A 10,687-nucleotide genomic window follows, 5' to 3' on the forward strand; every position below is an offset into this window, starting at 1 on the left:
TCCGCATCGCGTTGCTCGCGGGCCTTCCTCGCCCTGAGCCGCATCATTGTCCTGTCGATCAGCAGGCCGAACGCCTGCCGGCGCCGCGCCTCGGCGCGCCATTCATCGTAAGTCAATCTTCACCTCCGCAAGATCGGCCAGGTGCTGGCGCAGGTAATTGTCCAGAACCTGCTCCATCCGATGGGCATCGACGCCCAGATCGGCGGCCATGTTGGCGGCCACACGGGCCGGCCAGTTCTGCCAGGCGTCGCGTTCGCGCCGGGCCAGATCGAAGACCATGGTGGTGGTGCGCGCCCGGTCCACCAGCTCGCCCTTCATCCTGGCGAGCTTGACCTTGGCGGTCTGCGCCTTCAGCACCTCATTGGCCATCCGCGCACGCAGGAACGACACCTCGCCGCCCGCGCCGGGATCGGGATCGGCGCCGGCCTCGCGCAGGGTCTCGCCGACCGACTCGATGGCGGCCCGCGGCACCGGCCTGGTCGCGGCGCTTGCGCGCGCGGTGCCAGCCGCCGTGGCGGTCCCCAGCGCCCGCGCATGCGCGCCGCGCTGCTTGGCCGGGTCGGTCTGCGCGTCCCATTGCCGGTCGGCCGTCACCGGATCGATGCTGCCATCGGCCTCAAGACTGATGCGCCCCGAAGAGATCGCCTTGCCCACCGCCGTGTGGCTGACGCCGCGATGCGCCGCATATTGACGGCGCGACATGCCCATTCCGCGTGACCCTTCCTGCTCGTGCCCGAGCAGCCGGGACGATTATATAAAGCAATGATATTGCTGCGATTATGCTACACTTCCGGCCTGTGGTGAGCGATTCTGATGGCACGAAAACGATGCAGTTCAGACGCCGGAGAGCCCCCCATGACCATGGCCATCACCACCATCAGGATCGACTATGCCAGCCTGCCCGACGGCTTCGATCAGAGCCGCAAGGATGCCGTCGCCGAGGCGATCGAGAGCCAGCTGCGCGACAGCGGCATCAAAGCCGATGCCTCGGATGTCATCTCGCATCTGAAGATCGAACTACCGACCTGCGGACTCGCCGCAGCTGCCACCGTGCTGGCCGATCTCGGCCTGATCTGAGCGAGAAAAGGAGGCCTGCGCCATGACCATCACCCCCCGCAGCAACCGTGATGCCGCGCTCACCGCCTTTCTCGGCAAGAAAGCCGAGATCGACACCATGCTCGCCCGCCTCGCCGCTCTGAGCGACGATCATTTCAACGCCAGCCCAGACGCGGTGAACTGGGGCCATGTCGGCACGCTGGAGCATTATGCCAGCCTGCTGCGCCAGATCACCGACAGCGCTTTTGGCGAAGGGGAGCATGCGCGATGATCCCGCTTTCCGAAATCCAGAGCCTGATCCTCAGCCGCGCGGCCGCGCGCCCCGGCAATCTGGCGCTTCCCTTGCCTGACGGCCTGCGCGGCGGTGCCGCCGCCAAGGTGGTGGAGGCGCTGCTCGCCAAGGGCCTCGTCGAGGAGGTCGAGGCCAATATTCGCCGTAGCGAGCCGCTCTGGCGCGAGACCGGCGATGGTCATGGCACCACGCTGCTTGCCACCGAGGCCGGGCTTGCCGCCGTCGGCATCGAGCCGCTGGTGGCGGGCGCCATCGCCGGGGCAAGGCGCGGGCGGATGGAGCGGGAAGCGGCCGCTGCGGTTGCTCCCGAGGCCCAAAGGCCCGCGACCACCCGCGCCGGTACCAAACAGGCGGCGTTGATCGCGCTGCTGCAGCGGCCCGAGGGCGCGAGTGTTGCAGAGGCGGCTGCCATGCTTTCGTGGCAACCTCACACCGTGCGTGGGGCCATTTCCGGGGCCCTGAAAAAGCGGCTCGGGCTGACCATTGCCGCAGAGAAAATCGACGGACGCGGGACCGTTTACCGCATCGCCACGGAGGGCTGAGCGATGATTTCCTTCAATTGCCTGCCGGAGCACGAGACCTTGGGCGAATTCGCCCGGCGCGAATGCGTTGAGAGCATCGACATCCGGTTCTGCCGCAACGATGCGGAAGCGGGCGCCGGTGAGACATTCATCGCCACCTGCGCACCGGCAGAGGCCGAGTTCGCCACCATCTACGGCATCACCGATCTGGGCGAGGCCCGCGCCATCCATGATGTCGATCTCGACGCAGCAGGGGCCGATGAACTGGCAGCCGCCTGCCGGGCGCTGTTCGTGGCGATTCTTGCCGCGCGGCGCGATCCGCCTGACGCGGCCCAGCGCCATCAGGCGGAACAGGACGCCATCAGTGCCCTGAGCTCGCCCATGGACTGACACAGGCCATCGTCTGTCATATGGTCGCAAACCTGATGCGGGTCGGGGCAATGCGCCGATCCTCAACGCACTGCCTGTTGGCGGATCGCCTCGAACAGCCGCCGCAGGGCAAAGGAGCGGATCAGCGACAGGCCGGTGAAGATCGCGCCGATGGCGAGATGCTGCGCCGGTGCGGCGTGAAACCCGAACAGCGGGAACACCAGTACCTGCGCCGTGATCGCGACCCAGAAGCCGACGGCGACGTTGGCGATAGCCTCGACCATTGACATGGTGCGCGACTGTTTCATACCGCCAGTTCCTTGCGCAGTCGGGCCACGGCCTCGAAGCTCTCGCCGGATTCGGCATGGGTGACGGTATTGCCGGTCATCAACTGCCAGCGCCGCACCGCGACGTCGCAATAGGCCGGATCCAGCTCCATCCCGAAACATCTGCGCCCGAGGGCGGTGGCCGCGATCAGTTGCGACCCGGAGCCGGTGAAGGGCTCGTAAAGCAGATCACCCGGATCGCTCCAGGCGGCGATCATCTCCTCGGCCAGCCTGACCGGGAACACCGCCGGATGCGCGCCGCCGGCAATGGCACCCTTGTGGCGCATCACTCGGATCACGCTGTCGGGGATGCGATGGCTCTGGATCGCGTTGCCGGCGCCGTGCTTGGCGCTCACCGTGCCATCGGCCGCGCGCAACCCGCCGCCGCCCAGCACCTCGCCGGCATGCTTGCTCTCCACCGTCTTGTTCGGCCGCCGTGGCACCCGATTGAAATGGAAGACGAACTCATGCGCCGGGGCATAGCGCCCGTTCCAGTCGCCGGGCAGGCCGGTCCCCTGATCCCAGACATACCAGCCGAAGCGGCGCCAGCCCTGCGCCCGCATCCACTGGATCCAGCCATCCCAATAGGGGATCCATTCGCTGTCACGATGCACCAGCCCGAGATTGACCAGCAGCTGCGCGTCCCCGGTCACCGGGGCTGCCGCGAACACGCCCTGCATCAGCCGGTCCCAATCGCTGACCTTCTCCTTCGCCGCGCCATAGTCGCGCTGCTGGCCATAGGGCGGCGAGGTGAAGAGGAGCGTGGCGCGTTGTCCGTCCATCAGCCGCGCGACCGCCGCTGCATCGGTGCTGTCGCCGCACATCAGCCGGTGATCGCCAAGGATCCAGATGTCGCCGGGGCGAGTGACGGGATCCTCGGGCAGGTCGGGGATGTTTTCCTCTTCTTCTTCCGCATCGGCGCCGAAACCTGATGCCTCGGCGTCTCCGAGCAGATCAGCCAGCTCGTCATCCGAGAACCCGACCAGATCGATGTCGAACCCGTCCGCGCGGATCAGTTCGATCTGCTCGAGCAGGATCTCGGTGTCCCAGCCAGCGTTCAACGCGATCTTGTTGTCCGCGACAACCAGCGCACGGCGCTGCGCTGCGTTCAGATGCGCCAGCCGGATCACCGGCACCTCGGCCAACCCGAGGCGCTGCGCCGCCATCAACCGCCCGTGGCCGGCGATGATGACCCCATCCGCGCCGATCAGGATCGGATTGGTGAAGCCGAACTCGGCAATCGAGGCGGCGATCTGCGCGATCTGATCCGGCGAATGGGTGCGGGCATTGCGGGTGTAGGGGATCAGGTTGTCGACCGCGATCAGCTCGATCTGCATCACGCGGCCTCACCTATCGGCCAGCAATTCAGATGCGAGAGTTCTGAGCGCATGCGCTGCAACCAGGGGGACCACGCCGTTGCCACAGAGGCGAAGCCGGTCCACCCGGTGGGCCAGCCCATCAGCGCCTCGACGAATGCTGGGTTCAGCGTCCGGGGCGTTTCGCAGGTATCGTCGCCAGCCAGCGGTGTCACAAGGACCTGGCGGCCAAGCAAGCCGTTCACCGGCGTGTTCGCCAATGTGCTCGCCCCGTCCTTGTGGTCGCGCGCCGTCGGCGTCATCCACAGCGCGCCCGCGTGGGTCAGATCGGCCGCCCTGCGGTTGCCCGCACTCGGTTTGCTGCCATCCATGGCCATCGGCGTGGGCCAGAGGCGCAGCATTTCCGTCCGGTTGCCGCCGCTCGAGCGGATCCCGGAGCAGGCGCGCGGGGTCGGCCAGCTCGTCGCCCTCGCGGATGGCGAGGATGAACAGCCGCTCGCGCCGATGGGGCGCACCGACTTCCGCCGCCGTGAAGAGGCCTGCCGTAAGCCTGTAGCCCAGGCCGACCAGTCCGCTGGCGACTTCGGGGAAACCGAGGCGGAGATGATGGGCGACGTTTTCGAGGAAGACGAAGGGCGGTTTGATTTCGCCGATGATGCGGGCGACATGGGGCCAGAGGTGGCGGGGATCGTCCGCGCCCCGGCGCTTGCCCGCCACGCTGAACGGCTGGCACGGATATCCGGCAGTGACGATATCCACCGCGCCGCGCCATGGGCGGCCGTCGAAGCTGGCAATATCGTCCCAGAGAGGCGCTGGATCCAGGGCCGCATCTTCCATCCGCGCCACGAGCACGGCCGCCGCGAAGGCGTCCCGCTCGACGTAACCCACAGTTCGATAGCCGGGGACGGCGAGGGTGATTCCCAGCTCGAGCCCGCCCGCGCCGGAGCACAGCGACAGGCCGAAGAGACATGCGTCTGCGGCTCCGGCAGGCAGGCCGGGGGAAGATACAACCAGGTCATGCATGGCCTCACGCGGCGGTCTTGCGCTTGCGCGCGGGTTTTGGCTGGGGGTCGGGGTCGCTGGCCTGCGCGGCGGGGGTGCCGGGACTGGCGCTTGATCGATCACCGGAAATTTCGGTGAAGGACCGACCGTCGCTCTCCAGCATGGCCACACCGCCGGTGAGGTTCTGCCAGCGCTCGATGGCGACATCGACGTAAGCAGGGTTCAACTCGATGCCGAGGCAGGTGCGGCCGGTGGTCTCGGCCGCGATCAGCGTGGTGCCGGATCCCATGAACGGCTCATAGATGGCCTGACCGGGGCTGGAGTTGTTCAGGACGGGGCGGCGCATGCATTCGACCGGCTTTTGCGTGCCGTGCACGGTCTCGGCGTCCTGATCGCGGCTGGTGATGTGCCAGAGCGTGGTCTGCTTGCGGTCGCCGGCCCAATGGCCCTTGCCCTTGGCGCGAACGGCATACCAACAGGGCTCGTGCTGCCAGTGGTAATCGCCGCGGCTGAGGATCAGCCGGTCCTTGGCCCAGATGATCTGCGAGCGGATGTTGAAGCCGCTGGCGATCAGGCTGTCGGCGACCGTGGTCGCATGCAGGGCGCCATGCCAGACATAGGCGACGTCACCCGGAAACAGCGCCCATGCCTCGCGCCAGTCCGCGCGGTCGTCGTTGAGCACCTTGCCGGTGCGCTTCGTGGCGGATGCGCCGGCCTGGTTGCGCCAGGAGGGATCATATTCGACCCCATAGGGCGGATCGGTGACCATCAGAAGCGGCGTCACCCCGGCCAGCACCCGCTCGACATCGGTGGCGACGGTGCTGTCACCGCAAAGCAGGCGATGATGGCCCAGCATCCACAGATCGCCGGGGCGCGAGACCGGATCGGCGGGCGGCGCGGGGATGTCATCCTCGCCCTCGATGGCGCCGGCCGTCTCCGGTGCCTCGATTTCCGCGAGCAATTCGCCGAGTTCGTCATCCGAGAAGCCGACCAGATCGATGTCGAACCCGTCCGCGCGGATCAGTTCGATCTGCTCGAGCAGGATCTCGGTGTCCCAGCCAGCGTTCAACGCGATCTTGTTGTCCGCGACAACCAGCGCCCGGCGCTGCGCTGCGTTCAGGTGCGCCAGCACGATCACCGGCACCTCGGAAAGCCCCAGCCGCTGTGCCGCCATCAGCCTCCCGTGGCCGGCGATGATCACGCTGTCCTCGCCGATCAGGATCGGGTTGGTGAAGCCGAATTCCGTGATTGAGGCGGAGATCTGGGCGACCTGATCCTCCGAATGCGTGCGGGCATTGCGCGCATAGGGCACCAGCTGCCCGACCGGCATCATCTCGATCTGCAAGGGGCGAACTCCAAAAGAAAAGACCCGCTGCGACAGGGCAGGCGGGTCCAAAGTGACGGACAGGCGAATGTCCGAGAGGTGGCGAAGGGGCCGGCAACCCTGGCAACCCAAAGTGGCAACCCGAGGGTGGAAACCCAGAAAAATCCTTTGACGCTAGAGGACTAGCGCGCTCATGCCCCCCGCATAGCGTTACCGCTGCGGAGGAACCAAGGCCGGGGGGAGGCGGCCGCAGGGCGGCTTTCGCCCCGATCATGGGATGAATATGGCCCGTATCGCCTGCTTTTGTCGCGCCCTATGTTCGACCCTTTCGCGCCCCTAGGGCGGCCCCTTTGCGCCCTCGCCGCCCCGCTTTGCGCCCGCCTCGTCCCCGGTGGTTTTGGCGCCGTGCGGGCGGCGGCTGGTTTTTCGCTGTTTGTTCAGTCGGTTGGCAATCGTCACCAGTGCCGCCGTCCAGCGTCGCCAGGCGGTCGAGCGCACGCAGCCCACGGCGCGGCAAATCTGCTTCCAGCGATGGCCCTCGGCCCGCATCCAGACGATGCGGCGATTGTCGATGATCGCCTGCTCAGTCTCACCGCCGATCAGCGCCAGCCATTCCAGCGCCTCCTCCATGCGCTGGATCTCGCGGGGGTTGGGGATCACCCGCATCCGCGCCTCCTCATAGCCATAGGCATGCCTGGCCTCATGGACATAATCCGGCCAGGAGCGGCCATAGCCGCGCGCGCCGGAGCCAGGCGGGTTCGGCAGACGCCGCAGGGTCAGCGCCGCTTCCTCGAAGCGGTCCTCGATCTCGCGCGGGGTGATCATCGTTGCTCCTTTCGGGCCGGGACGGGGACAGGGACGGGGACACCTCGCAGGGCCAGCCGCTCGGCGCTGGCCAGCCCGGCCTCCAGCAGGGCCAGCGCGACGCTGTTGCTGACGGCGTTGGGCGGCAGGTAGCGATCCGCGTTCACCCAGTCGGCGTAAAAGCACAGCTGCGGGTTGGCGCTGGCTTTCTCTGCGCCCTGCGGCCTTGCCGGCTGGCGCAGGCGCTGCCGATGGGCCGCCCGCACCGCGTCGGTGAAATAGGCCCAGGTCCGGATCGGGCTGATCCGGATGGTGGGCGTGCGCGCCCTGATCACCGGCAGGATATCGGCCTCGAGGTCGATGCCCTCCTGCAGCCAGCCCTCGATCACCTCGGCGGTCCCGGTGATTGCGGCGCGTGATGCCGGGCAGAGACCGGGACCGGCGATGGCAAGACAGCGCGCCTGCGGACCCAAGTTATCCACAGCCGCATCTTCGGCTGAGGGCGTAGTAGTATCTTTATAAGGATGGTTCGGGTGAATCTGGTTCACGGGGTCATGTGAACCTGGTTCACGGGTTACCCGTGCATCAGATTCACGGGGTGAACGTGGTTCACGGGTCGAGGGCAGGTTATCCACAGCCTCGATCACGATGGAATATTCCACCGTGAAGCCGTGCTTACAGTCGCGCTGGCCGGTCTCGGTGACCAGCCCGTCGCGGATCAGCTCCTGGATCGCCAGCTGCACGCCACGCCGCGACAGCTCCAGATCGCGGGCGATATTGGCCTTCGAGGTCCAGATGCCGCTGCCGTCATCGGCGGCCTTGTCGGCCATGTAGCCGAGCACCGATTTGCGCGTGGCCGAGCCCACGAGGCGGCGCTGCACCGAGGCCGAGATCAGATTGCTCATCGCCGGCCTCCCTCGAGGATTTCCTCGATCGACCGGGTCTCGAAGGCGGTGGGCGCGATGAAGCGCAGCACCGCCTCCCAGTCCACGGCCGCAACCAGCGCCCAGATCAGCAGCCCGGCGAGAAGCACGAGCATGCCGAGCGCGAACGCGAAGACGATGGCCCATGCGACGGGGCGACGCCGGTCATCACTGCCACCGCTCATCGTGCCGCCCTCCCGCGGCCGGCGGTCTTGCGGCTCTCCTGCTCCAGCAGCCAGTCGCGCACCGCCCCGCGCCGGTAGAGCACCTTGCGCCCGATGCGGATGCAGGGCGGGCCGATGCGGCGGGTCTCCCAGCGCTTCAGCGTGTCGGCGCTGATGCCGATGATGCCGGCCAGTTCCTTGCGCGGCATCCAGTCATCCAGCAGCCCTTCATGGGCGATTGCGCCGGTCTCGGCGGTGATCATGGTCTGATCGGTCATCATCCGGTCCTTTCCCCGTGGTTGTGGGGCAAGCGAGAGCACAGGCGGAGGACCGGCGGCGCGGCGCGGACCGGCGCCGGAAGCGCCGGATGTGCGCCGGTCCCATGTTTCATGGGGTTTGCGGGCATTCCGTGGGGCAGGGGGGAACGTCGTCCGCACCGGCATGCCGGCCTCCAGGAGACGGGTCGGCGGTGGTGCGCCCAAGCGCCTAATCAACCCATGCGTGCGGACCTGTCAGAGGCATCGGCCTGAAAGGCACGCCTTTCACAAAAGCCAACAATTCAGGAAATACACGATGGCTCTGCCAAACCGCGTGATCTACACGCTGCCCGAAGCCGCTGCCCGCTGGAGCTGCCATATTGCCGATATCGCCGAATGGGCCATATCCGGTCAGCTGGAGATCACCATCGCGATCCCGCCCACGCGTTTTGGGGCCGAGATCCTTTCGGACCTGGTGGTGATTGCGCCGGGCGATATTCTGGCGATGTTTCGCCGCTGCGGGACCGGCCCGCGCGAAGGGGTGATCCGCCGCGCCCGAATGCCGGGCGGCAGCGAATGGAAACACATCCCGCCGCCTGATGCCGGGCTGCGGGTCACCCGCGATGATCTGTTGATTCAGGCCGGCACGCTGGCGCGTTTCGAGGAGGAGCACGGGGTGTTTCGCCGGGTCAACTCCAACCCGACCAAGAGCTATGATTGGGAAGGCTTCTACGGCGCCCTGATCCTGCGCCTCTTCCAGCACGGCCTGCCCGAGAAACAGGGCGATCTCGTGGGCGAGATGCTGGACTGGTTCATTGCCAACAGCACGGATGGCGATGCACCCGACGAAAGCACAGTCCGCAAGCGGGTCAGCCCGATCCTGCGGATGCTGCACGCTGAGGCGTGACCTCCTCGGCCGGGGGTGCGGAATGCACGAGCCTCGGCCGTATCCGCATCATGTCGGCCACCGCATCGACGCCGGCGCGCAGCGGTGAATCCATCAGATGCGCATAGCGCATGGTGGTGCTGGATTGCGAATGGCCCAGCAGCTTGCCGATCATCTCCAGCGAGGCGCCGCCGCTGACCAAGAGCGAGGCGAAGGTGTGGCGCAGATCGTGAACCCGCACCCCGGGCAGCCCGGCCTGATCCTGAATGCCTTTCCAGAAGCGGCGAATCTCCTGCACCGGCTGGTCCTTGTCCGAGACATCGCCCGGAAACAACCAGTTGCAGCCGACCGGCACGGCGGAAAGCCGCGTGCGCACCAATGCCGCTGTCTCTGCCGAGATCGGCACGCGGTGAATGCGGCGCTGCTTGGTATTGGCGGCGGGCTTCACCCATGTGTTGCGCTCCAGATCGAAATGCTCGAAACGCGCGGTCCGGACCTCGCCCAGCCGCGCCCCGGTCAGCATGCACATGCGGATGATGCTGGCGCCGCGCTGGTCCTCGGCCGCGCCCAGCGCCTCGCTGAGCCGCGCGATCTCCTCCATGTCGAGGAACCGCTCGCGCTCGGTCTCGACGCGGCGACGAAAGCCCACCGCCGGATTGTCGGAGCGCATCCGCCATGCAATGGCGAGATTGAAGACCCGGCGCAGCATCTCGCCCGCGCGGTTGGCGCGCACCGGCGTGGGTTTCGGCGGCTTCAGCGGGATGCGGCGCGTGGTTTTTGGTTTCTTCTTGGCCGGGCGGGAGCGCCCCTCGGCGATCAGGTTCAGCACCCGTTCGACATCCGCCGGCTCGATCTCGGCCACCAGCCGGTGCTTCCAGTGCGGCATGATCAGCTTGTGCAGCATGGATGCCTGATCGGCGGCATTGCGCGGCGCCAGATGCGTGGCATGTTCGCGCAGGTAGCGCGCCACCAGATCGGGAAAACGCGGCGCCTCGCGGATCTCCTCGCGCTCGGCCAGCGGATCCAGCCCGCCATCGACATCGCGGCGCAGCGCCTTGGCGCGCTCGCGCGCGGCGGTGACGTTCCATTCCGGCCAGCGCCCGATGGTCAGCCGCCGCTGCCGCCCGGCCGTGCGGTAGTCGAACATGAAGCTGCGCCCGCCGGATGGATAGATGCAGATCGACAGCCCCAGCACATCGCTGTCGAAAATCTGCCATGCCTTCGACCGCGGCTCAGCCGCCCGGACCAGTTTTTCCGTCAGTCTTTCTCTGTTTCGCAATGCCCTGCACTCCGTTTTCCGCTCCGACACAGGCGTAGAAGCGCCGGCTTATCAACGAGATGATTCGCAGACCGGAAGACAGGCGCGGACCGGCGCCGGAAGGGCACAATCCGCGCCGGTCGGGTGGAAGGGGGGCATCGGGGGGCGGAGGACGGGAGGGGATCGGTC

Annotated in this window: 15 protein-coding genes; 5 read left to right on the forward strand and 10 right to left on the reverse strand. The window is 67.2% G+C overall.

All coding sequences use genetic code 11. The features are described from left to right. Positions 1–102: 102 nt before the first annotated feature. Complete coding sequence (locus tag JHW45_RS00910; protein ID WP_331716674.1) at positions 103–702, reverse strand: elements of external origin; 600 nt, start codon at positions 700–702, stop codon at positions 103–105. A gap of 153 nt (positions 703–855) precedes the next feature. On the opposite strand from JHW45_RS00910, the gene JHW45_RS00915 reads away from it, so the two are divergent. The 4 genes from JHW45_RS00915 to JHW45_RS00930 are packed head-to-tail and all read left to right on the forward strand — an operon-like array spanning position 856 to position 2,259. Further along, a complete protein-coding gene (locus JHW45_RS00915) occupies positions 856–1,077 on the forward strand; it encodes a hypothetical protein (protein WP_074969914.1) in 222 nt (73 codons plus the stop codon). 22 nt (positions 1,078–1,099) lie between these two features. Further along, on the forward strand, positions 1,100–1,327 hold the full coding sequence (locus JHW45_RS00920; RefSeq protein ID WP_074969916.1) for a hypothetical protein: 228 nt from the start codon (positions 1,100–1,102) through the stop codon (positions 1,325–1,327). Continuing rightward, positions 1,324–1,890 carry a DUF3489 domain-containing protein gene (locus JHW45_RS00925; protein ID WP_272859103.1) on the forward strand — a complete coding sequence of 189 codons (567 nt, stop codon included), beginning with the start codon at positions 1,324–1,326 and terminating at the stop codon, positions 1,888–1,890. The genes JHW45_RS00920 and JHW45_RS00925 overlap by 4 nt, the downstream gene beginning before the upstream one ends. A gap of 39 nt (positions 1,891–1,929) precedes the next feature. After that, positions 1,930–2,259, forward strand: coding sequence for a hypothetical protein (locus tag JHW45_RS00930; RefSeq protein ID WP_272859104.1), 330 nt, complete (start codon positions 1,930–1,932; stop codon positions 2,257–2,259). Positions 2,260–2,321: 62 nt separating this feature from the next. Here the strand turns inward: JHW45_RS00930 and JHW45_RS00935 are convergent, their stop codons facing one another. From JHW45_RS00935 to JHW45_RS00970, 8 genes are all read right to left on the reverse strand, one after another. Further along, positions 2,322–2,546: a DUF7220 family protein gene (locus tag JHW45_RS00935; protein ID WP_074969922.1), complete on the reverse strand. Its 225-nt coding sequence runs from the start codon at positions 2,544–2,546 to the stop codon at positions 2,322–2,324. Beyond that, the gene (locus JHW45_RS00940) at positions 2,543–3,901 is read right to left on the reverse strand and encodes a site-specific DNA-methyltransferase (RefSeq protein WP_272860502.1); all 1,359 of its coding nucleotides are present in this window, start codon (positions 3,899–3,901) and stop codon (positions 2,543–2,545) included. The genes JHW45_RS00935 and JHW45_RS00940 overlap by 4 nt, the downstream gene beginning before the upstream one ends. A gap of 9 nt (positions 3,902–3,910) precedes the next feature. Next, the gene (locus JHW45_RS00945; protein WP_074969926.1) at positions 3,911–4,903 is read right to left on the reverse strand and encodes a DNA cytosine methyltransferase; all 993 of its coding nucleotides are present in this window, start codon (positions 4,901–4,903) and stop codon (positions 3,911–3,913) included. 4 nt (positions 4,904–4,907) lie between these two features. After that, positions 4,908–6,215 carry a site-specific DNA-methyltransferase gene (locus JHW45_RS00950; RefSeq protein ID WP_083412891.1) on the reverse strand — a complete coding sequence of 436 codons (1,308 nt, stop codon included), beginning with the start codon at positions 6,213–6,215 and terminating at the stop codon, positions 4,908–4,910. Between the two features lie 327 nt (positions 6,216–6,542). Then, positions 6,543–7,031, reverse strand: coding sequence for a DUF6362 family protein (locus tag JHW45_RS00955; RefSeq protein ID WP_272859105.1), 489 nt, complete (start codon positions 7,029–7,031; stop codon positions 6,543–6,545). Further along, positions 7,028–7,915 carry a helix-turn-helix domain-containing protein gene (locus JHW45_RS00960; protein WP_272859106.1) on the reverse strand — a complete coding sequence of 296 codons (888 nt, stop codon included), beginning with the start codon at positions 7,913–7,915 and terminating at the stop codon, positions 7,028–7,030. Before JHW45_RS00960 ends, JHW45_RS00955 begins: the two co-directional genes overlap by 4 nt. Then, a complete protein-coding gene (locus tag JHW45_RS00965) occupies positions 7,912–8,118 on the reverse strand; it encodes a hypothetical protein (protein WP_272859107.1) in 207 nt (68 codons plus the stop codon). Before JHW45_RS00965 ends, JHW45_RS00960 begins: the two co-directional genes overlap by 4 nt. Continuing rightward, on the reverse strand, positions 8,115–8,375 hold the full coding sequence (locus JHW45_RS00970) for a helix-turn-helix transcriptional regulator (protein WP_240558605.1): 261 nt from the start codon (positions 8,373–8,375) through the stop codon (positions 8,115–8,117). Before JHW45_RS00970 ends, JHW45_RS00965 begins: the two co-directional genes overlap by 4 nt. A gap of 295 nt (positions 8,376–8,670) precedes the next feature. On the opposite strand from JHW45_RS00970, the gene JHW45_RS00975 reads away from it, so the two are divergent. Continuing rightward, positions 8,671–9,261 carry a hypothetical protein gene (locus JHW45_RS00975; RefSeq protein WP_074969936.1) on the forward strand — a complete coding sequence of 197 codons (591 nt, stop codon included), beginning with the start codon at positions 8,671–8,673 and terminating at the stop codon, positions 9,259–9,261. On the opposite strand, the gene JHW45_RS00980 is transcribed toward JHW45_RS00975, so the two are convergent. After that, positions 9,224–10,519 carry a tyrosine-type recombinase/integrase gene (locus JHW45_RS00980; protein WP_272859108.1) on the reverse strand — a complete coding sequence of 432 codons (1,296 nt, stop codon included), beginning with the start codon at positions 10,517–10,519 and terminating at the stop codon, positions 9,224–9,226. The genes JHW45_RS00975 and JHW45_RS00980 overlap by 38 nt on opposite strands. Positions 10,520–10,687: the final 168 nt, after the last annotated feature.

The organism is Paracoccus stylophorae, assembly GCF_028553765.1.
Lineage (GTDB): Bacteria > Pseudomonadota > Alphaproteobacteria > Rhodobacterales > Rhodobacteraceae > Paracoccus > Paracoccus stylophorae.